Here is a 23423-nt window from a genome sequence, read left to right as displayed (position 1 = left end):
ACCTATATAGCAACTTCACTGAGCTGTTTATTAGCAAAATCATCAACATATATTTTTTTATTTGTAATTATAAATTTTAAGCCATATCTCACAACTATATTTTCGATTTTTTGTTCAGGATAAATTACCGTGTTAGCAAGACTTATAATATTAGTATTACTAGTATATTTATATTGATAATAACGATCTCCACTGTAAGTCAAGATATAATACTCATAAAGATCTTTTTTTACTATTATAGGTTTATGCTTGACTATATTTTGTAGCGGCACTATTAATGTGTCATTTGTATTAGATTTAGCTAAGTTATATAGTATTAACTTATCCCCAGCAAACAGATATAGCGGGCTTTTTGCTAAGGTATAATTTGGATCTACAGCTTCTACATAAATATTAGTATTATCAAGTTTTCCCAGTCCATTTATAGCATCTTTAATAGAAGTTCTATAGGTATTATTAAGACTGTTATACTCAATGTCCTCTACAATTACTCTAGTGTTACCAGCACTATCATTACGCTTTGTCAATACAACTAAACTCGGTTGTGAATTATCATGCTGATAATACCAACTTAATGTGACAATATCTTTTGGTGGATCAATAATATTTATAGGCGTTGATAAGTCTAATATAGCTTTGTCAAAATTATTGATAAGATCTTTAAGTGCCGTCTTAAAGATATACAAATGTTGATTATCATATATAGCTAATAGTAACTGCCATCGCCCTTTACTAAGCTGCCAGCCAATACTAATTTTATAATCCCCAGCGATATTTAACCCACTTAAACTTATAACTTGAGTTTTACCATTATTTAACGATATCAGTATCCAATCGTATTCCTTTTCTATAACGCCAATAAAACCATGCTGATTATCACTGATTTGTAGCTCTTGATTTAGGTGATAGAACTGCTGTGAACTATTCATCCTAGTAATATCAATATACGGAACATTAATTGGTACAAACTCAGAATCATAATTAATCATTGAATGCTTAGATAGATCTTTATAGATAATATCTTTTGTTAACTTAAGATTGCCTTTATAAAATAATCTATGGATTATATTATTGCTTATAGCAGTAGGTTGCGCATTGTAAAGCGAAACATCAACATTTGTATTAGAAAAAATAGCTAAACTACTTTTTAATACATTCTCGAAATCATAGTCACCGATGTTATTTTTACCTAATTTGATTGAGTCTTTGGCAAATATATTATCGATATATTGTTGCTCTGCTGTTATCACAGCTTCTTGTTGAGTTAAACTTTTTATACCTAAAAGGTTAAATCTAACTACATAAACAAGACTTGACACGGTCACCAAAACAACAAAACTAAATATCATTACAGAAACAAGTGAAGAACCTGAAAGTTTTGTAGATTTTTTTAATTTCATATTCTTTATAGCAAAATTATTTTCTCAAAATATTTATCATTTATTTTAAATGATATTTTCAGCGCTTTTGTTTTTAAATCATCAAGATCCGTAGCTGTCGTAATATCTCTCCATGTTAAATTATCTTTATCAATTAGCGCATAACTTATATTAAGGTCAGATACTCCCTCTACAAGTGGATATGCCACAGCAGCAGCTGAGCCGTCTTTGTTATATATATACAGAGAATAGATTATTTTTTGTGAATCTTTGGGGTCATGTGTTGCTGCTATGTAGAATATCTGGATACTAAATTTACCAACATAATCACCTCTATCAAATTCATTAGCTGGAGCAACAACCAGATTAACTTTACGTTTATTTTTATCAATTGATGCTACCTTGACAATATCAACATAATCATTATTACAAAGTGCTAAATAATCACCACTATGCCATTGCTGACTAGTAGCTAAAGGTAAACTCAAATTTATCGGTGTTGAAGCTAAACTTGTAAATGATTTTTCGCTCTTTACCATTATGTAATTAGTATCATACTGGTATAAAAAGCCTTTATTATTGCCCAAACTGTCTTGAATCAAATCTGTTATCTCAGAGATTTTACCTATTCTAATAGCTGAGCCATTATAAATAAAATTAGCATTTATTTGATTCTCCGCAGTTTTATTTATATATTGTTGTTTTTTTGAACCATACTTACATGATAGCCCAGCCGTTATTAGCGCATCATAAAATATTTTTTTGGTAACTAATGCTTTAATATCTTGATCAGCATCTTGTTTTGCCTTTTGATAATTTTGCTTAGCCGAAAAATAAATATTTATAGCCATAACGATAACTATAGCTGATATAGTAAGTGCTACCATAAGCTCTACTAAAGTAAAGCCTCTAATAAAACTATTTATAGAAATTTTATTAAAACGTTGTGCCATATTTTATTACTTCTCTGGAAACTTTAATTCCAAAGTTTTGATTTATACCAACGAACTTAACTAAGTTTGAGTTTGATGATTTTGTTTGTAAAAAGTCACTCTTAGCTATAGATGTAGTACTAAATTTTCCTGTTAGAATATACTGAGCTATTTTTTTATCGAGCTGCTGCAATAACTGAACTTTCTTCTCAACTGTAACAGATGTCGTAATTACTGAGTTTATTACTAAAAAAGATGAAAGTAATACAAATAGGATCAAACCTGATGAAATTATACTCTCAACTAGAGACAATCCTTGCTGTTTGCTTGTAGTAGAAAACCTAGCTTTCACGACTTAATCTTTTTCAAAATTAAAACTGTTGCAATATAGTAGCATAGCTTTTTTACTAAATCACTTTTGCTAGTTAAATTTTGTTTTATCTAATGGTTTTAATTCTAGAATAACTTCTTTTAAACTACCTTCATCAACTCTATATGCCTTAAGTATAAATTTATCATGCTCCCATATAGTATTAGTAGAGATTTCCTCAACTAAAATAATTTGTAGTAAATCTAAAATTGTATCAGCAGGATATTCTGATAAATCTATATCTGCTAATCTTTCTATTGCATATACTGGAGCATCAGCTTTTATCAAAAATTTATTATTAGCCAATGTAATCCATGGTTCTTTTACCAGATGAAATTCATCAGATATCCTACCAATTAATATAGTCAATAGATTGTCTAAAGTAATAAAACCAATGAGTTGATTTTTCTTATAAACTAAAGCAAAGTGTGGCCTACCTTGTTGAAATTTATGTAGTACATCTATTAAGCGATCATGGTATGAGACTTTTAATATTGGACGTAAATCTTGTTTCGCTAACTCTGTATCTAAAGCACATAAAATATCTTTTGTATGAACAACACCAATGATATTATTTTTATCTTTTTGATAAACTGGGTATCTTGTGTATAGAAACTCTTTGATAACTTCAAGTTTATCACAATTAGATAAATCATAATCTATTAAAACCATTTCTTTGATTGGTCGCATTGCATCTATAGCGTGTAAATGTGCAAACTCAACCATCCTTAGTAAAATATCTCGATGTTCTTCTGTTAGAGGCTTTTTAAGATAGCTACTTTTTAGAATCACTTTAATCTCATCTGTAGTATAACCATACTCAGCTTCGGTAACTGAGTCTAGTTTAAATAGTCCTAAAAGTTTATTTGCAGTAGTATTTAATACCCATATAAATGGAAACATTAGCCAATAAAATATATATAAAGGAACACATGTAACTAGTGATAATCTCTCAGTTTGTCTAATCGCCATAGATTTTGGCATAAGCTCACCTATGACTATATGCAAAAATGATATGATTATAAATCCAGTTGCAAAAGCAATAAATTTTGAAAGACTTTGTGTAAGCCCAAAAAATAAAAAAAGAGGCTCCAAAAGTTTAGAAAAAGCTGGTTCACCAATCCAACCTAAACCTAGCGATGCTAGCGTAATACCAAATTGACAAGCAGAGAGATAGATATCGATATTATTATGTACCTTATAGAGGATATTACCTTGTAGTGCTTTTTTATTGCGTAAAATCTCAACTTGGGAGCTTCTAAGCTTAACTAATGAGAATTCAGCTACAACAAAAAAAGCATTTAATAGTACAAATCCAAACGCTATAGCTATATAAACTATGTTATTGTAGCCAATCATAATAATTTAGCTAATATTTTGCTCTACCTAATACCATAACACATAAGACAGTATTTAAGAAAAGTAAAATACTTGGCAACATACATAATAAGTACATATGAAAGTTTGGCTGTGGATAAAATTTACAAATAGAATACACTGCTATGATTAAACCAAATGCAGAAAAACTTAGTTTGCCAATATTATCATAAATAATCCTTGCCCAACCATCTACTTTATCAAAAACCTTACTTGTTGGTTTCCAACCTTGTGGTTTATTTAGATAATAGTTAATTTCTGCTTTGATTCCGCACCAAAATACAAATGATGACAACATAAACATCGCCATATAAATTTGTGAGATTTTACTCAAAAAGCTTCCTTTAATATCACCATATAAGTAATACCAGAGACTTAAAATTAATAATGGTACAAGCGTTACGTTAACAATTGATACAAAAGCCAGATTACTTCTAGGGAAAAGTACTAATAGTAATGCAAATATTGGAAAACCAGATGCGACAACTTTGAACAACAGATAGAGCATATCTAACTTTACCCTAAAGTATAAGTTTGAAGAACTGATAATATTCGACATATATTTATGCATCACTTGCATACCACCAAAAGACCATCTTAGCCACATTTTCTCAAACTCTTTGAGAGATGTGGGAACCCATTCTCCAGTTTTGAGAAATATAGGTTTACTTATAAAGCCTGCCTCATAGCATCTAAATCCTGCAGCAATATCCTCTGTTACCATAACCTGAGATTTGTAATACTCTTCCCACTTAGATGTTGCTTCTAAAGCTTTTCTACTCCATATACCATTATGCCCTTGGTAATTACAATAACCATATTTACCAACAAATTCATTGAAATAGCGAATAGTGTTTTGAAAGATACTCGCAACTTTAGCAACTAAATTTGTACTATAATTAGTACTTTCTATTAAAAAACTAACAAACCCAAGTTTAGAATTTTGTTTAAACTCAGGTAAGGCTACTTTTAGTGCGTTTTCGGGTAATGTTGAATCTGCATCTAAAAATAATACATAATCAAAACTAATATGCTCCATAGCAATATCAAGATTACGTGGTTTGAAACCTTCAGTGCCATTTCTATGGATAAACTTACAACTAATTCCCTCAAGCATATTATGTTGATTAACATATTCCTGCCATCTAGCAAAATCTTTATGGCTTAAATCACTATTATCCACCACAACTATTTCTAATTTTTCTGCTGGATAATCCAAACTGCAAGCTGAATCAAATGTGAATTTACAAACATCAAAAGGCTCATTACGCGTTGTTATAACTATAGAGCACTCAAGCTCAGCAGCCTCTTCAACAAAAATCTTATCTCGAGCTAAAAAACTGTCAATAAAACAATGAATACTTAAAATAATTCTATATCCTAACAAGAAAAAAGTTGGTAATAAAACAAATAAAATTAACATCGATATAAACGGATATCTGCTATAGTCAACACTCAGTAACACTTGTGTAGCACAAACTACAAAAGCAAAACTTAGCACAACATAAATACTAGTTATAAGATTAAAATTACGCGACTTAGAAGTAATAAATAAATAAAAAACAAAGCAAAATAGCAACAATAACATAGTTATTCCAGCAAAAGTCTCTCCAGCTAGTGAAAGACAATACAATACTAGCATAGCTAATATTAAGACTAAGGTTTTTTTCATATAAGATGATTAAAGTCAAATGATGTGAATTTTACTTGAAAAAAATTAGACTAACAATAATTAATTTAATCTATAATGATCGTTTGTATTTTTGATATTCTAACTGTACTGACTCTTCTGGTTTCGAAGTTAACAAGCTAAATATGATTATACATACACTACTTAGTGCAAAACCAGGCACCATCGCATATACTTTAAACCAACCACCCAAATGCTCAAACATAGGCCAAATTAAAACAGCTAATGAGCCTGATAAAATTCCTGCTATAGCTCCATTTTTATTCATCCTTGACCAAAATAGAGAAAAAATTACGACAGCTCCAAACGAACTGCCAAGACCAGCCCATGCAAAGCCAACCAAGTTTAAAATCGTAGTATCTGGGTTATATGACAATATAACTGCCGCAATTGTTACTAAAAGTACTATTAATCTACTGACATTTAGTAACTCTCTGTGACTTGCTTTATTACGAATAAATTTAGCATACACATCTACCGAAAAGGCACTAGATAGTGATAGCAATTGCGCTGATGAAGTACTCATTACCGCTGATAATACTGCAGCTAATAAAACACCCTCCATCCATGGATTAAAAAACACTGCTGATAACTTCAAAAATACAGATTCTGGATTTGCTATCCCATCTTTATAATATACAGCTCCCAAAATACCAACACAAGCAGCACCAAGTAATGCCAAAATCATCCATGTCATACAGATAAACATCGCTTTTGAGGTTTTATTTGGATCTTTTATTGCCATAAAGCGTACAATAATATGTGGTTGACCAAAGTACCCCAATCCCCATGCCAAAAGAGAGATAATCGTAATTAAAGGCACACCTGATGTAATATCGTAAAATCCTTTGATATCAATATTTGATAATACCGAGCTAATATTTGTACTACCAATATCAAAATACACTACAATTGGAACAATAATTAAAGCTAACAGCATCAAACTACCTTGGAAAAAATCAATCCAAGATATCGCTAAGAAACCACCAACACATGTATAAATAAAAATTATTGCAGCTGTAAGTAATAATGCTTGATGGTATGAAATGCCAAACATTGAACTAAATAATACTCCACCAGAGACAAAACCTGCTCCGATATATATCGTAAAAAATATTACTACAACTATAGCAGTCAAGGATCTTATCATCCCTTTATTATCATGAAACCTATTTTCAAAATATGCCGGGATAGTAATAGAATCCTTTGCTATTTCAGTATATATTCGCAATCTCCTCGCGATAACACCCCAGTTTATAAACGCTCCAATTGTCAATCCCAACGGTAGCCATATTTGATTAATACCTGAGACCATAAAAGCTCCAGGAAGTGCTAATAACAACCATGAACCCATGTCAGAGGCTCCAGCACCTAGTGCAGCAATTGGCGCACTTAGAGAGCGACCACCTAGCATATAATCTGAGACTTTTTTAGTTTGAAAATATGAGTATATTCCTATACCAAAAATGATTATGATGTATATTATAAACGTAATCCAAAGTATGTTATTATGATTCATCCGTAGATTTTTTTTAAAAAAACAATTACATCAATTTAACATCTTTAAAAGCTTTTTAAAAGTTTGTTTAGTAAATTTACAAAAACTTCCAGGAAGAACTTTTTATTTTAAAATCATAAGAAAATACTCGCTAAAATTCTTCTTCTAGCTAGCTTAATACTCATGATTATATGAGTTAATACACTAAATAAACGAGTTATACAGTGAGTAGATTTTGCTAATTATAGCATTTAGATAACGGTGTTAATAACCAGCCACTTATACTTAGCGAGCTTTTAAAAATTAAATAAATCGTCTACAAATTATGACATGAATTTTTCTATACCATCTTTGAAGTCAAAACTATGTTCTGCGGTTATATGTCTAACTGTTTTTGTTGTAGAACGCATAACTACACTATGTGTAACTGCATAAGAGCCTCTACGTGTGCTCTTAACTCGTTTGACTCCTTGAAGCATATTACCATCAGTAACTCCAGTTGCAGCAAAAACAATATCACCAGATGCTAAATCATCAATATCATATTTTTTATTAAGATCAGTAATACCAAGACGGTGAGCGCGTTTTATTTCTTCATCATCATTAAATACTAACCTTGCTTGCATTTGCCCACCTAAACACTTAAGAGCTGCTGCCGCAAGAACACCTTCAGGCGCTCCACCAGTACCAATATAGACATCTATCCCAGAATTTTCTGTTGCTGTAGCTATTACACCTGATACATCACCATCATTTATCAGAATTACTCTAGCACCACATTCTCGTGCTTCTTTGATAATATGCTCATGTCTAGGTCTATCCATAGTACACACAACTAATGCAGACATATGTACACCTTTGAATTCAGCAATTCTCTTGAGATTGTTTGTTACAGAATCATCTAGATCAACTATACCCTTAGGCGCATTAATACCACCAACAGCAATCTTTTGCATGTATACATCTGGGGCATTTAGAAAACCACCTTTATCTGCCATAGCTAAAACAGTAAGTGCATTAGCGCCACCCTTTGATGTGATTGTAGTACCCTCTAGAGGATCCAAGGCAATATCAACCTCACAGCCGCCTGCGCCAACTCTTTCACCAATATATAGCATCGGTGCTTCATCAAGCTCACCTTCACCAATTACAACTGTTCCATCAATATCAACTTCATTAAGTGCCTTTCTCATTGCATCAACGGCAGCTTGATCAGCTGCTATCTTATCACCTCTACCCATCTGGCTCCATGATGCTAATGCTGCTAGTTCGGTAACTCTGACTGCTTCAAGTGCTACTTTTCTATTCATTTATTTTGGTCCTTTTATTTAAAGTTTATCGACTATTGGTGTTAAAAAGTTTTCTATAACTGTCTTAAGTTCTATAAGCTTACCATGGAAAAAGTGTCCAACCTGGTTCATTTTAACCAAAGTTAGATCAGATTTAATAGCTTTAAGAGTAAAGTCAAAGACAGAATTTGGGTTAACCGTATCATCATCTATACCTTGTACCACAAGCCATGGAATATCTTGTGGTTGACTGAATTTAGTTAGATCAAATCTATCTACAGCTGGAGCTATAGTTATTAGGCTTACAATATTATCTAGGCTACTTAAACCTTTATAGGCTATAGCGCCACCAAAAGAAAAGCCACATAATATTATTTTTTTTGCTGTTGAATTGTGTTTAATCCAGTCACATACTGAAAGTAAGTCCTCTAGCTCGCCAACCCCATCACTATATTGGCCTTGACTTTCACCAACACCTCGATAATTAAATCTATAAGATTCTATATTAAAAGTTTTCATCGCTCTAACAATAGTTGTGACAATTTTGTTATGCATGCTACCTTGATATAGTGGATGAGGATGACATACTACAGCGACAATATCCTTGTTAGCGTCTTTGACTTTATCATAAGCCGCCTCAATACGACCAACTTGACCTTGAATAAAAAAAGTGTTCATAACTACTACAATTAAGATTCTCTAGTAAGATCACAATCTTCTAGTCTTATCAGTTTTGTCTTTTTAATAAACTTATATGCAAAATATAGTATCACAAATGCAAAGAAACCTATATAAGTTGATACAAATTCTATTATTACACTAAACCAAGTTCTACCATCCATTGTCAACATTGTAACACCTTGACCAACGATTACTATACTTACCATAACTAGAGCAATGATAGGCGCCCATGGGAAAAATTTTGCTACATAAGGCAAATCTTCTAAGCTTTTACCTTGCTTGATATATGCTCTTCTAAAACGATAATGGCTAAGTGCAATTGTAAACCATGCAATAAATCCAGCCAAACTTGAAACGTTGACTAACCATGTAAATATATATCCACTACCAACAAAAGATACAAAAAAGAATGATGAACCTATAACTGCTGTAACCAAAAGAGCAATCATTGGTGTACCTTTTGAATTTGTAGTGGCAAAAAACTGAGGCGCTTGCCTGATCTTGCCTAAATGCCATAAAACTCTTGTCGCACTATACATACTTGCATTACATGCAGATATTATTGCTGTTAATATAATTACATTCATAATAGTTGCAGCCGAATTCAAACCAACATTTTCAAAAACTATTGTAAATGGACTAACAGAAACATCATTATTCGCACCAGCTTTTATCAAAGATGGATTATTGTATGGAATTAAGAAACTAATAATTACTACAGCAAGTATATAAAATATAAATAAACGCCAAAATGTTTGTTTAATTGCTTTCGGTATAGACGTATTTGGATCTTTCGCTTCTCCAGCTGTGACACCTATAAGCTCACTACCTTGGAAAGAAAATCCCGCAATCATAAATACTGATATAAAGCCCCACCAACCATTATGAAAAGGAGCATCTCCGATATGCCAATTCTGAAAGCCAACACTTTGGTGATTACCCACTAGACCAAGTATTGATAAGAAACCAACAATTATAAATATAATAACTGTAGAGACTTTTATAAAAGATAACCAATACTCAACTTCACCATATATCTTTACTGAGAAGATATTCAAAGCAAAAACTAATACAAAGAAAAATCCACTCCATAACAGAATTGAACTATCCGGAAACCAATATTGCATAATTAATGCTGCAGCAATAACCTCAGTAGCAACTGTAATAGCCCAATTAAACCAATAGCTCCAGCCTGTACTAAAACCCAGAGCTGGATCAACATAACGTGTGGCATACTCACAAAATGTGCCACTAACAGGACTATGCGCAGCCATTTCACCAAGACTCGCCATCAAGAAATAAACCATTATGGCTATAATTACATACGCCAAGACAGTTCCTCCAGGACCAGCATCAGCGATTGCACCACCAAGTGCTACAAATAAACCAGTACCAATACAGCCACCTAGAGCTATCATCGACATATGACGAGTATGCAAACCACGTTTAAGTTTCTGCGACATCTATTTTATTTCCCTCCAAAAAGGTATTAATTAAAAAAATTAAGAGCTTTAATATATTTAACTCTTCACGATTGAGACAAGATTTAGGGAATTTGAGAAATATTTAAATGACAAAATAGAATTACCAGAGAGTTAAACTTCTCTCTAGATATTCCAAATCTGTGCCATAAAAACAAAACCCAAATCCATCATCGTACCTCTTTTAACGTATTCAATTTTTATTATCTATGTTTATCAAATTTAAATCAATATTCTTTTTTATGATACATTAGCGCATAAACAACCCATGTAGAGATATATACAAATATACCACAGAAGACAACGTCACTAAAAAAGTGCCCTCCCTGAGACATTCTCATCAATCCCAAACCTCCACCAGCAACTACTGCTGCCATAAACGCAACGAGCTTCTTTTTTCTTGTAGCTAATAATGGCATAAATGCAAAAAGCCAAAATCCCATCGAGGCATCACCACATACAAACGAGCAGTTTTTATCACATTGCGAAGATATAACAAATGGTGGCTGGAAAATTTTATCACCATCAAATTGTTCAACCATCACTGGTCTTGGACGCCCCCAATGATCCTTAAATACATAATTAACAACTAAACCAGGGCCTATCCATAAGCACACTGCAACAAAGAATATAGCTTTTCTATACTTAATCTTAAACTTATCGATAAATAGTGATCCTAAAAGAAATAAAATTACAATTATTGAGAAAAATATTGGAAAAAACCTAGCAAACCAATGCAAAAATCCTAAAAAGCCATCATAACCACCAATAAACTGATGTGCGGACGAGTTATAAAAATGTCCTGCGAATTGTATATCTAAAATTGGGAATATAAGAAAGAATATCCATGCAAAAAAACAAACAACTAAACCCAATATGATATGAAATCTTGCCAAAATCTACCTCTCTAAACCTTCAAGCTTAATAAATTAGTAGTATAGTCTAACATTTTTAGAGTTTTTTTTGTTAAAATTATCAATTGGTTTTACTTATTAAGCATAATTATTTTAGAAAAATATGACAGATAACAACATAAACAAAACAAATCATGCAATTGGTAGGTTAAAGATAACCTTAGTAGTTATTTTAACAGCTAGCATAATATATCTTTTTATCGCTTTGTTTAGCTTTAATATTAATGACCCAGGCTGGAGTAGCGTTTCATCTGAAACCACAATAAAAAATTACGCTGGACCTGTTGGTGCATACATAGCAAGCTTCATACTCTCAATATTTGGTGTTATCGGCTTTATTTTACCTTTTTTACTTATTGATTTTGTCAGAATTCTCCTTATCAAGAGAAAACAACAAAGTCTTAGCTATCTTTTATTCGCCGTAAAAACTATTGGAATTATTGTTTTCATTCTATCCTGCTGTGGGCTTGCTGAGCTTTATCTTAGCTTTGCTAACTATTGGGTACCTCAACGCTCAGGCGGTATTCTAGGTTATGAATCAGTCAAACTCACAATCAAATATTTAGGCTCAGTAGGTGGTAGCTTTGCATTATTGATAGCGTTATTAGTAGGTCTAACGCTATATTCAGGCACAACATGGATATATCTTTTCAAAAACTTAGTGATATTTGTTACCAAAGCATTTAGTTATATCACAAAAGCAAAAACTAATGATGATAAAAATATTCCAGATATAAGTAACTTTGAAACTTTTGAAGCCAAAAATAACTTAACAAATCCACTTAATAAAGATAATAAAGTAGTCTCAAGCATCTTTGAAGATAACCAACAAACTCATAAAAAAGATGTTTTTAGAGAAGTTTTAGACAATACAAAAGTTACAAATGAGCTTTCATTCAAAGATCCTAAAACTGAATTGTTTCAAAAACCGGATTTAGAAATATTGGCAGATTCAGATTCAATCTTAGACCTAGATGTCGATGTCGATGTTGATCTGGATTCAGAATTATTATCACTGTCAGATAATGAAACTAAACCAGCAATGACAAAAGAGCAACTAAGGGCGATAACAACGACATCGACACTAACAAGCTCAAATGCTAATAAAGCTCTCAATAAAAAAATGCTGCCAGCTTTAGATCTACTTATAGAACCAGAAGCAAAACAAACTGTTATTTCTCAAGCACAGCTTGATGAGACATCTTCATTACTTGAGCAAACTTTAAATGACTTCAATATTAATGCAAAAGTCGTTGCAGCATACCCTGGACCTGTAATCACAAGGTATGAGATAGATCTTGCAAGAGGTACAAAGGTCAGCAAACTTACAAATATTGCCCAAGATTTAGCTAGAGCTCTATCTACTACTGCGGTTAGAGTTGTTGAGGTAATCCCTGGTAAACCATACGTAGGCTTAGAATTACCTAATCCAACTAGACAGATGGTGCGAATTAAAGAAGTATTAGCAGCACCAGAGTTTGTAAAATCTAAAGCCCCTACCCTAATGGGAATAGGCGTAGATATATCTGGTAAACCAACATTTGCAGAACTTGCAAAAATGCCGCACCTTTTAGTAGCTGGTACAACAGGCTCAGGTAAATCTGTTGGTGTCAATGCAATGATTCTTAGTATGCTATACAAATGTAGTCCTGATGAGCTTAAATTTATCATGATTGATCCAAAGATGCTTGAGCTTTCAATCTATGATGGTATACCACATTTATTGACTCCAGTTGTTACAGATATGACAGAAGCTGCTAACTCTTTGCGTTGGTGTGTTAAAGAGATGGAACGTCGCTATGCCTTAATGTCAGCTGCTGGAGTGAGAAATATTGCCTTACTTAATGATAAGATTGAGCAAGCAGAGAAAGCTGGTAGACCTCTCAAAGATACGATGTTTATTAAGATGAATCCTGAAAGAGCTCATGAGGCGCCATTACTCACAAAAATGCCATATATTGTCGTTGTCGCAGATGAGTTTGCTGATATGATTATGGTTGTTGGTAAAAAGGTTGAGGAATTAATTGCTAGACTTGCTCAAAAAGCCCGTGCAGCTGGTATTCATATAATTCTAGCAACACAAAGACCTTCTGTGGATGTTGTAACTGGACTAATAAAGGCAAATATCCCAACAAGGATGTCTTTTCAGGTATCATCTAGAATTGACTCTAGGACAATCCTCGATCAACAAGGCGCTGAGCAACTTCTAGGACAAGGCGATATGCTTTATCTTAAACCAGGTTTTGGTGCTCCTATGCGTATTCATGGTGCTTTTGTTGATGATGATGAGGTACATAGAGTAGTAGAAGCTTGGAAAGAATATGGTGAGCCAGAATATGTCCAAGACATTTTAGAAGCATCAGAAGATTCTGAAAATGGCAGTAGCCCAGGTAGCGGTGGCGACAGCGAAGACCCACTCTATAACGAAGCAGTAGAAATTGTAATCAAAACACAAAAGGCATCAATCTCTGCGGTACAACGTAAGCTAAAAATAGGCTATAACCGTTCAGCAAGACTGATGGAAGAAATGGAAGAGAATGGAATTGTTTCAGAAATGAATCAAAATGGTATGCGTGAAGTTCTAATAAAGAGAGACTCTTAAATGAAGAAGATAATTATATATTTTATACTTTTTTTTAGTATTCATATTAGCTTTGCTGATCCAGCTAGCGACCTTATAGAAAAAATAAAAAATATTCACTCAATGACTGCTAACTTCAATCAAAAACTTATAGATGGACAAACTAGCAATAACCTTAATTCAAAAGGCAATATGAGCCTTAAAAAACCACAATATTTTAAATGGATAACAACTTCTCCAAATAACCAAGAAATTGTCTCTAATGGTACAAACTTATGGATCTATGATGGTGACTTAGATCAACTTATCATAAAAAAAGTTTCTAATGATATAGCTCAGTTTCCTTACCTAATTCTTTTGTCAAGAAACACCAATAACATCAATAAACTTTTTACTGTCACAGAGCAAAATAACAATAGCTATATTCTAAAACCTAAAAATGACCAAATGATCGACAGCATAAAAATTAAGTTTACTTCAACTAACCAGCTTGAGTATTTAGAAATCTCAACATCACTAAATCAATTTACCAAAATTGAATTTAGCGATGTAAAAACTGATGTGAATATAAGTGATACAAGTTTTAATTTTAGAGCACCTGAAAATACTGATATAATTGATGAAACGAAATCTACATAGATATTTGGCTACTTTTTCTCAACCATATAAGCACCAGCTGCTCCTCCAGCAGCGCCAATACCAGCAACAGCCAGCCAAATACAACTATTCAGTGACATAGCTAATACAGCCACTATTAATAACTTATAGCTTTTCCTCATATAAGAAATAATAATATAAAACTATTCTAGAATTGAGTATACCAAGAAAACTAATTTGATTACAAGCACAAGCACAAACTTTTTGACAAAAATCCTAACCTATATAAATATTAACTGTTTTAAAAATATCAAAGTAATTTTCTAGAGAAAGCTTAAGTATAAAAACTAAAAATTATAGAACAATTTATAATATCTAATAGACAAATACAAAAACTCTTGTGCTAAAAGCTTAGAACCAGTATTAGACAATCAAATTACTCACTATCAAGAAAACTAACTTTTGGCTTTGCTTCTCTCTTGAAGATATTTCGGTGTTTTAATATTTCTTTCTTTTGAGATTCAGATTTTTGTGGATTTGCTCTATCAAACTCCTGTAAAAATCTGTCAACCTCACTCACATACGCTCTATCTTTTTTATTGTCAAACAAATGAGCTAAGCGCAATATAAGTTTCATCATAGACTGACCTCTCTTAAATACCATTTATAAATTATCTTGTAGCTTGCAAGTAATTATACTAAACTAAACATCAAAGTCACCCATAAACATTAAGCTTTTAAGTATTAGCAGATGACGTTAAGCCAAAAACCAAAAATAATTGGTATATTTTTAATGTTCCTTAGTCTTACCATGCTTACTCCTTTATTGGTTGACTATATATATGATGAAGATAATGCTTATCCATTTTTATTGAGTTTTACGGTAACATTTTTATGTGGTTTTTTACTTTGGCTTACTTCACGTAGATCAAATAAGAAACTTTCAAATAGAGATGGATTTCTCATAGTTACGCTTGTTTGGATGTTTGTAACAGTTTTTGGTGCAATACCGTATATGTCGTTTCCTGGACTAAACTTATCTTTTACAGATGCAGTATTTGAGTCTGTTTCTGGATTTACTACAACTGGTGGCACAGTGATTGAAGGGCTTGATAAACTTCCTCATAGTATTTTATTTTATCGTCAACAAACTGAATTTTTCGGAGGTATGGGTATTATTGTCCTATCAGTGGCAATTCTGCCTTTATTAGGTGTTGGTGGTATGCAACTATACAAAGCAGAAGTATCAGGCCAATGGAAGGATGATAAAATCGCACCTAAAATCTCAAGCACCGCTAAAGCACTTTGGATGGTATATCTTTTACTTACTTTCTTATGCTTTATCTCTTATCTACTTGTTGGAGTAGAACCATTTGATGCAGTATGCTATACATTCTCAACAGTATCAACTGGTGGTTTTGCACCTTCAGATGCAAGCATGACCGATAAACCATTCGGGATGCTTGTTGTATGTGCGATTTTTCTTTTCTTAGGAGCTACTAGCTTTAAAGCTCACTATATAGCTCTGTCAAAATTTAAAATAAGTCACTATTTTAAAAATATTGAGTTTAAAGCATATTTTTACTTCTTGTTTTTTACTTCACTTGTTGTATGTATCACAATGATTGCGCATACAAATGATCTTTCAAATATCTTCTCCATAGTTACTAATAGTATATTTCAGGTAATATCTATCAGTTCAAGTGCCGGTTTTGTTTCTGATAATAACTATTACTTATGGCCTAGCTTCTTGCCAATTATGCTAATGTTTATTGCTATAATTGGTGGCTGTGGTGGTTCTACTGCTGGTGGCTTAAAGATGATTAGAGCAATTCTATTTAAAGAAAAAGCTATACTTGAGGCTAAACGTGTCATCCATCCACAAGGTGTTTTTACTGTCAAACTAGGTGATATCCATATATCAGAACAAGCTCTTAATAGAGTTTCTGGATTTATCTCTGTTTATATTATAATTTTTGCTGGTGGCTGGCTAGCTTTGCTAGGTTGTGGTCTAGATATCACTACGGCATTTTCAACAATTGCTACTACCTTATCTAATGTGGGTCCAGGACTAGGCGATATCGGTTCAAATTTCAAAAACCTCCCTAAAGAAGCTCTATGGATATGTGACTTTGCGATGATTGCAGGGCGACTTGAGATATTTACAATTCTAGTGTTATTTATGCCAGATTTTTGGAGAAAATAATACCTTTAAATAAAATATATTAAAGCCCTCCAGACTCAACTAAATATGATAAGTTACCAACCCTATCGTACTCGATAGCATTTGCATATGTGATAACTTTGTAGTCTATATTAGAATTTTTACCTTGGCATTCTAATTTTAACAACTCATTTCTACCAGAGAGATAAGCTGTAAATGAGCCCGTTTTAGTAATCTCACCTTGTTTGCCTTTTGTATCTGCAGTATAGATAAATTTACAGCCTTGATTATCACCAATATACATATTTACAAGAAACTCAGTTGGTTTTTTATCAATAATATTAAAAATTCCACTTGGAGTAGAATCATAACGGAATCCAAAAGTATTATATGCTGTTAACTTCTTTTTGGAGTAGCCGTGCTTTAGTAAAGGAAGTTCTCGAGCTTGATATTTATCAGTTGCACAACTAGCCACCAACAAAGTCATAAATATAGCTATAATTATTTTCTTAGAAAAAACGATTTTTACTTTTTTTGAATACATAGTTATAACAGATAATTTAAAGACCGTAAATAAAAGAATAAACCCAAAAAGGTAGAGAGGCAATAAATTTATACTGATTTTTATTTATTATTCTTCAGTATCAATTTTTTCTTGTTGTTGCTGTTTTTTATACTCGTAGTAGTCTTTCATAGACAAACCCTTAGCTCTAAATTCGGCTTTTTCTGCTATCTCATCTAGACGCTTCTTAGAGTACTCGACATGCTCAGGAGCATAGTCTTCAACTGGCTGACCTTGTAAGTTAAATCTCTGTTTAAGCTCAAAAACTGCTTTATGGTAACGAGTATCACCGACATAGCGGCGTAATACATTTCGAAGTACCATCTTATCAACTGGCGCATAATTCTCATTCTGGTAGATTATTTCGATCTCTTCACTTATACCAATCTTAAGTGGTTTTTTATTGATTGGATCAAAACACTTTGGAAAACGATGGCATAACCACTTAAATAATCTAGCTTCTTCTTTTTGTCTTTCTTTCTCAATATCAACAGTTACTAAGATTTCTTGGTTATCTTCAAGTTGTGGATTTTGAAGTTCATCTACTATTTTATTATTTATTCTATGACCGTACTGTGGAATACGGATAAAAGAAGTATCTCTCTCTTCAACTTTCTTAGCCACTGTAGGCTTAGGAATACTCTTATTCTTTGAGATATTCTTATCTCTAGCTTGCTTCATTCTAGAAGTTTTTTCTTCTATTTTAGAAGAGCCACCTAACAAAGATTGTAACAGTGAAAAATCGTTTAATTTATTTCTACCTTCAGACATTTTTTATTTTATTAATAGTTATATAGGGTAAACCCTTTGTACACTTGAGTTATATCGTACTACAAAACTAATATATTTAGCAAGCAATAAAACATCAGTAATATTTTTTTTAACATCAATATGAATTAATATTGACAATTTTCATAAATTACATATAATATGATTCATCTTTTGTGGCTATGTAGCTCAGTTGGTTAGAGCACAGCATTCATAATGCTGGGGTCACTGGTTCAAGTCCAGTCATAGCTACCACAATCTCTCCCTTTATTTTCAATGCTTTAAGCCTTATAACAACGCATAAGACCATGAGTCTTAAAAATCTTGCGTAACAACTCGTTTACTTTTTTCCTGTAAGTAAATTTTGAATTAATAGAAATAAGTGTATGAATTTTTATTATATTTAATTGGTTTAGCTATTGCTAGAAGTATCAAAATAAGAAAATAAGTTAGATATCCTTAACAGCAGACAAAGCACTTATCATTTCTGAAGTTAGATTGTTGAAGCCTTTTGGTGAATTAGGAGTAAATATTACATTTGACTTGCCAGATTTTGTCATATTTTCTAGTGTATCTAAATATTGATACATCATTACTAAGGATGAAATATACTCAGAAGAAACTCCTTCTCCGGTACCTTCTTTGACATCTTCTATAGATACACGTAAGCCTCTAGCTATTGCTTTGCGCTGCTCTGCGATACCTTCACCAAGTAGTTTCATTGACTCTTTTTGACCTTCAGCTTCCTTGATTTTGATAAGCTTCTCAGCTTCAGCTTTTGCTTTTGTTGCTTCAAGCTGTCTTTGTGCCGCATTGATCTCATTCATTGAGCGCTTGACATTTTCCTCAGGATTAATATCAACGACTAATGATTTAATTATCGTATACCCATAAGTACTCATTTCTTCTGATAGCTCTTTTTTGATATCTAATGCTATAGCATCTTTATTCTCAAAAGACTCATCCAAACTCATACGCGGCAATGATGATCTAATCACATCAAAAACATACGATTCCATCTGAGCTCTGGCATTTGTGAGCTTATAAAACGCATCTACAGCCTTTGACTCTTCAACTAGAAATTGTACCGATACTTTCATATGCACAAATACATTATCTCTTGTTTTAGTCTCTGCGACGATATCAAGCTGCTGAACTCTCAAACTCACTTTACCAGCTATTCTCTCGATAAAAGGGATTCTAAAATTAAGTCCTGCTCGTTGAATTCTTACAAACTTACCGAATCTCTCTATAACATTTACAGATTGTGTTGCAACTATACTTATCGAAAAAGCTAATAGAAATACTGCCAACACTATCAAGAATATCAACCAAACCATCAACATTTTATATCTCCTATTTTATATAAACTACTACTGTGGAAAATCTACAATAATTTCATAATTACCTTTACTATCTTTATGCCAAACAAGTAAATCATGACCTGAGGCAACCTTACCATCCGAACTTGTCCAAATAAATTTCAGTATGACTAATTGATGATTTTGATCAAGATTTCTACAGTATTCATAATTAAGCTTAAGTTTACCCATATCTCTTTTACCAGAACTGTTTGCAGCAAAGTCATCGACATAATGTTTTAATACAGCGTTTTTAGTTGTATAAGGCTTACCACCACTCATATATATAAAATCATCAGCATAAAACGAAACTACTTTTTCAACATTTGCAGAATCCCAAGCCTGCTCCATTTGTATAGCCTTATTTTTTATATCATCAAAACTTTTATCACTACAATCTCCTGTTGCGTTTGCTGTCAAAGCAATTAGCATAGAGGCTATTATTATAATTATTTTCTTCATAAATTCTCCTAATCTGGCAGCGATAGAACTGTCACGTCTTTTGTTAAAACTTTTGGATTACTCTCAAATGGTCGCAAGCATTCAAAATGCAAAACTATTTTATACGGAACCTTTCTAAACTTCTTGGTAAGTTTAAGCTTAAAGTTATCCATACCACCCCATTTTGAATTTTGTATATCTACACTCTCGTGACTATAGCTATCATCATCAATGTAATCATAATCTGGCGAGATTAAAAACCATCTGTAACCATCTATAGAGTCTACCGGAAGTTCTATATTAAAGGTATATTGTTTACTACTTAAAACTACAGGTTTTGTATATAGCTTATCAACTTCTGCTTGAGTCATAGTTGCTAAACCTAGACAAGGAAAAAATAGCAAAAAACTAAATATTCGTCGCATATCTTAAATACAAACTTATCATCTAGATAAAATTATTATACAATTACAGCTGTTACAAATATACATATTAATTTTTCATAAAATGGCACTAGAAAAATTTGAACTTGAATTAGTATCTTTTAAAGATATTACTGATAAGGTTAGACACTTTGTTTTCAAAAGAACAGATGGTAAGCCTCTTGATTTTATTGCGGGACAATTTATTACGTTTCTGCTCACAGATGCAGAAGGCAATATAAAGCGTAGAAGCTATAGTTTAGGCTCATTACCTTCTGATAATATGCTTTTAGAGATAGGTATGACTTATGTTGAGGGAGGTATCGCCACAGATACTTTTTTTAATATGAAAGTTGGTGATAGCGCAGCTGCGATGGGACCAGCTGGTAGACTAGTACTAAAAAAAGATGAAGAAATCAGAAAGCTAATTTTAGTTGGTACTGGCACTGGTATTGTTCCATATAGAGCAATGTTCCCAGAACTACTAGAAAAAGCTGATACTACTGAGATACATATTCTTCTGGGTGTGCAATATCGCAAAGATGCACTTTATCAAGATGATTTTATTGAATTTGCTAAAAAGCATCATAATATCCACTTTAAATTATGCCTAAGTAGAGAAACTCAAGATCTTAAAGATTATGAAATTTCAGGATATGTACAAAATCAGTTTGAGAAAATAGGTTTAGATCCTGAAAAAGATGTAGTCTATGTTTGTGGTAACCCAAATATGATTGATGAATCATATGAAATGCTTACACAAGCTGGATTTAACGCTAAAAATGTTCGCCGTGAAAAGTATATTTCTTCGAATTAAACTTGATACTGTGGATAATTTAGGCTAAAATCGCTAAGCTATTCTACTAAAGAGGATATGGTGCTTAGATGAGAGAGTCTAAGTGGCGATGTCAGATTATAAAAATAAGGAAACTATAAAAATGAGACAAGAAATTCATCCTAAATATACAGAAGTAACTGTAACTTGTAGCTGTGGTAACACTTTCGTTACAAGATCAACAGTTGGTAAAAAAGAAATGAACATTGATATCTGTTCAGAATGCCACCCATTCTATACTGGTAAGCAAAGAATCGTTGACACTGCTGGACGTGTTGATAAGTTCAAGAAGAGATTTGGCGGCATGAAAAAAATATAATTAGTTTTTTCATTTATCGCAGCAAATTAAACCAGCCTTGTGCTGGTTTTTTTGTATCTTTTTTTATTTCAATCTCAGAAATTAAGATCAGTCATCTCAAAACACTTTATTTTGGCTCACTCAGCAAACGAATTAAATATGAGATTTTTATGGTAGATTATATAAATCTAGGCGTTATAGACAAATTTTTTACTAGCATTACACCCCCAACTAGCAACAACCCATTGAAGACTCATAATATCTATTAATATATTCATCTAAGGAAATTTTATCATTAGCAACTAATTCTTTTTCTGCAACAACAGATTGGCTAGCTTGCTCTTTTAATCTAGCGACAACTACTGATGGAAGCTCATAACTTCTAAATTGTTGCGATACTTGACGAGATATCTCTAAGATAAAATTTTTATAACCATGCTCTCTAGCTAATTCTATTATTTTAGCTGAAGGTGTTTGCGAGATATCTAATACTTTACGCTTTTGAATTTCAACAGCATTTAAATATTCTTTAGACATTTTCTTAGCAACTGCTTCAATTTTGTCAAATAATTGTAAAGCATAATCTTTTAAAAGTATTTCACTATTATCATCAAGTTTTTTAAGCTTAAGTTGTGGATTACGTCCTTGTATTGCAACTGCAGTTAAATTTTGTTTTGCCTGTTTGATAATATCTTTATGATATTTTTTAGCATCTTTCTCTAGACAAGTCATCAACATTGCTTCAACAAAAAGTGCTGTATCTTTACTTATACCCACCGGCTCAAATGGATCGACATCAAGAACTCTAACCTCAATATACTCAACACCATGGTTATATAAAGCACAAGCAGGTCTCTCGCATCTTTTAGCAATTTGCTTAGGTCTAATTGCGCTGTAATATTCATTCTCTATCTGTAAAATACTATCATTTAACTGTATTCTTTGTCCTTGAGAATTATAAAGACCTATACGCTTATAATCAGCAAAAGTATCATCAGTAGCTTGGATTAAATCTTTAACATATGCCTTAACATTATCATATGATATTGCTAAATCTTTTTGTGCAGGGCTTGTATAGCCAAGGTCACTCATTCTCAAGCTTGTAGCATATTCACCAACATAAAACTCATCATCCAAAACTGATAAATAATCAGGTTTATTTTTAACAGAAGTCTTAGCACATATAGGACTAGCACCAAAAAGATACGGTAAAAGCCACATAAACTCAAAATAGTTATTAAGCACATCAAAATAAATATCTGATATTGATACTTGCTTCTTATTAGCAATATTACTAATTAAGTCTTTATCAAAAGAAAAATTATAATGTATCCCAGAAATTATCTGCATAATTTTACCATATCGCGCAGATAGTCCTTTGCGATAAACACGCTTCATTCGCCCGGAATTTGAGCTCCCAAAATCTGCTTCCTGTATATCATTATCGTTAGCAGATAATGGCATACTTGTATTAAGGATAATTTCATCATTGGGCATGTTCTCTAGAGTAAACGCTGATAGTTGATATAGCTCACTAATGGCTTTATCTATACTATCATGCGGTTTAGTTATCAGCTCAAGCAAATTTTCAGAGAAATCAACAGTAATACTATTATTAGTCAGTTTATGACCTAAACCATCAGGGTGATTAGAAGTTGCTAAATTACCACAATCAGTAACTCTTAAAGTTTCTCTTTCTATACCACGTAGATTATTTATTTTTTTGAAATCGTACATTATTATCCTAAATAAGTTTTTCACTAATGATTTTAAACTAGTTATT

General features: G+C 32.4%; 22 protein-coding genes and 1 tRNA gene. 6 read left to right on the top strand and 17 right to left on the bottom strand.

Features of this window, described 5'->3' with window-relative positions; genetic code table 11:
- Positions 1-2: 2 nt before the first annotated feature.
- From FSC454_RS01435 to lpxF, 10 genes are all read right to left on the bottom strand, one after another.
- Positions 3-1409, bottom strand: coding sequence for a hypothetical protein (locus FSC454_RS01435; protein WP_066045812.1), 1407 nt, complete (start codon positions 1407-1409; stop codon positions 3-5).
- Positions 1406-2332: a PilW family protein gene (locus tag FSC454_RS01430; RefSeq protein WP_066045814.1), complete on the bottom strand. Its 927-nt coding sequence runs from the start codon at positions 2330-2332 to the stop codon at positions 1406-1408. Before FSC454_RS01430 ends, FSC454_RS01435 begins: the two co-directional genes overlap by 4 nt.
- Entirely contained in the window at positions 2316-2663 is a 348-nt protein-coding gene (locus tag FSC454_RS01425) for a PulJ/GspJ family protein (protein ID WP_014547604.1), read from the bottom strand. Before FSC454_RS01425 ends, FSC454_RS01430 begins: the two co-directional genes overlap by 17 nt.
- Before the next feature lie 69 nt (positions 2664-2732).
- A complete protein-coding gene (locus FSC454_RS01420; RefSeq protein ID WP_066045817.1) occupies positions 2733-4040 on the bottom strand; it encodes a hemolysin family protein in 1308 nt (435 codons plus the stop codon).
- A 10-nt stretch (positions 4041-4050) separates the two neighbouring features.
- Complete coding sequence (locus FSC454_RS01415) at positions 4051-5730, bottom strand: glycosyltransferase family 2 protein (RefSeq protein ID WP_066045819.1); 1680 nt, start codon at positions 5728-5730, stop codon at positions 4051-4053.
- 70 nt (positions 5731-5800) lie between these two features.
- Positions 5801-7267 (bottom strand): sodium/proline symporter PutP, encoded by a 1467-nt coding sequence (gene putP, locus FSC454_RS01410; RefSeq protein ID WP_066045822.1) that lies wholly within the window; start codon positions 7265-7267, stop codon positions 5801-5803.
- Between the two features lie 302 nt (positions 7268-7569).
- On the bottom strand, positions 7570-8556 hold the full coding sequence (glpX, locus tag FSC454_RS01405) for a class II fructose-bisphosphatase (protein ID WP_066045825.1): 987 nt from the start codon (positions 8554-8556) through the stop codon (positions 7570-7572).
- Positions 8557-8574: 18 nt separating this feature from the next.
- Positions 8575-9213, bottom strand: coding sequence for an alpha/beta hydrolase (locus tag FSC454_RS01400; protein WP_014547599.1), 639 nt, complete (start codon positions 9211-9213; stop codon positions 8575-8577).
- 11 nt (positions 9214-9224) lie between these two features.
- The gene (locus tag FSC454_RS01395) at positions 9225-10679 is read right to left on the bottom strand and encodes an amino acid permease (protein ID WP_066045827.1); all 1455 of its coding nucleotides are present in this window, start codon (positions 10677-10679) and stop codon (positions 9225-9227) included.
- Positions 10680-10924: 245 nt separating this feature from the next.
- Positions 10925-11593, bottom strand: coding sequence for a lipid A 4'-phosphatase LpxF (lpxF, locus tag FSC454_RS01390; protein ID WP_066045831.1), 669 nt, complete (start codon positions 11591-11593; stop codon positions 10925-10927).
- A gap of 121 nt (positions 11594-11714) precedes the next feature.
- Here lpxF and FSC454_RS01385 point away from each other — a divergent pair, with 121 nt between their 5' ends.
- Both FSC454_RS01385 and lolA read left to right on the top strand, forming a co-directional pair.
- Positions 11715-14213, top strand: coding sequence for a DNA translocase FtsK (locus tag FSC454_RS01385; protein WP_066045834.1), 2499 nt, complete (start codon positions 11715-11717; stop codon positions 14211-14213).
- Entirely contained in the window at positions 14214-14831 is a 618-nt protein-coding gene (gene lolA / locus FSC454_RS01380) for an outer membrane lipoprotein periplasmic chaperone LolA (RefSeq protein ID WP_066045837.1), read from the top strand. It abuts the gene before it with no gap.
- A gap of 394 nt (positions 14832-15225) precedes the next feature.
- On the opposite strand, the gene FSC454_RS01375 is transcribed toward lolA, so the two are convergent.
- The gene (locus FSC454_RS01375; RefSeq protein ID WP_014547593.1) at positions 15226-15429 is read right to left on the bottom strand and encodes a CBU_0585 family protein; all 204 of its coding nucleotides are present in this window, start codon (positions 15427-15429) and stop codon (positions 15226-15228) included.
- 111 nt (positions 15430-15540) lie between these two features.
- Between FSC454_RS01375 and FSC454_RS01370 the strand changes: the two genes are divergently transcribed.
- Positions 15541-16995: a potassium transporter TrkG gene (locus FSC454_RS01370; protein ID WP_044247176.1), complete on the top strand. Its 1455-nt coding sequence runs from the start codon at positions 15541-15543 to the stop codon at positions 16993-16995.
- A 19-nt stretch (positions 16996-17014) separates the two neighbouring features.
- Here the strand turns inward: FSC454_RS01370 and FSC454_RS01365 are convergent, their stop codons facing one another.
- Both FSC454_RS01365 and FSC454_RS01360 read right to left on the bottom strand, forming a co-directional pair.
- Complete coding sequence (locus tag FSC454_RS01365) at positions 17015-17560, bottom strand: FTL_1709 family lipoprotein (protein WP_066045840.1); 546 nt, start codon at positions 17558-17560, stop codon at positions 17015-17017.
- 24 nt (positions 17561-17584) lie between these two features.
- A complete protein-coding gene (locus tag FSC454_RS01360) occupies positions 17585-18286 on the bottom strand; it encodes a ProQ/FINO family protein (protein WP_014547590.1) in 702 nt (233 codons plus the stop codon).
- Positions 18287-18461: 175 nt separating this feature from the next.
- Between FSC454_RS01360 and FSC454_RS01355 the strand changes: the two genes are divergently transcribed.
- Positions 18462-18538 (top strand) — tRNA-Met (locus FSC454_RS01355).
- A 194-nt stretch (positions 18539-18732) separates the two neighbouring features.
- Here FSC454_RS01355 and FSC454_RS01350 read toward each other — a convergent pair.
- The 3 genes from FSC454_RS01350 to FSC454_RS01340 are packed head-to-tail and all read right to left on the bottom strand — an operon-like array spanning position 18733 to position 20510.
- Entirely contained in the window at positions 18733-19629 is an 897-nt protein-coding gene (locus FSC454_RS01350) for an SPFH domain-containing protein (protein ID WP_014547589.1), read from the bottom strand.
- Between the two features lie 27 nt (positions 19630-19656).
- Entirely contained in the window at positions 19657-20106 is a 450-nt protein-coding gene (locus tag FSC454_RS01345) for a Cif family virulence factor (RefSeq protein WP_014547588.1), read from the bottom strand.
- An 8-nt stretch (positions 20107-20114) separates the two neighbouring features.
- Positions 20115-20510, bottom strand: coding sequence for a hypothetical protein (locus FSC454_RS01340; protein WP_044247172.1), 396 nt, complete (start codon positions 20508-20510; stop codon positions 20115-20117).
- 82 nt (positions 20511-20592) lie between these two features.
- On the opposite strand from FSC454_RS01340, the gene FSC454_RS01335 reads away from it, so the two are divergent.
- Positions 20593-21324: a ferredoxin--NADP reductase gene (locus FSC454_RS01335; protein WP_014547586.1), complete on the top strand. Its 732-nt coding sequence runs from the start codon at positions 20593-20595 to the stop codon at positions 21322-21324.
- Positions 21325-21445: 121 nt separating this feature from the next.
- Complete coding sequence (gene rpmE / locus FSC454_RS01330) at positions 21446-21661, top strand: 50S ribosomal protein L31 (RefSeq protein ID WP_011733590.1); 216 nt, start codon at positions 21446-21448, stop codon at positions 21659-21661.
- 210 nt (positions 21662-21871) lie between these two features.
- On the opposite strand, the gene gshA is transcribed toward rpmE, so the two are convergent.
- Positions 21872-23377, bottom strand: a complete 1506-nt coding sequence (gshA, locus tag FSC454_RS01325; RefSeq protein WP_066045843.1) for a glutamate--cysteine ligase — start codon at positions 23375-23377, stop codon at positions 21872-21874.
- Positions 23378-23423 lie beyond the last annotated feature (46 nt).

This window comes from Francisella hispaniensis FSC454, assembly GCF_001885235.1.
Taxonomy (GTDB): Bacteria; Pseudomonadota; Gammaproteobacteria; order Francisellales; family Francisellaceae; genus Francisella; species Francisella hispaniensis.
Note: the sequence above shows the minus strand (reverse complement) of the source record. Positions and strands in the feature narration are given on the sequence as shown.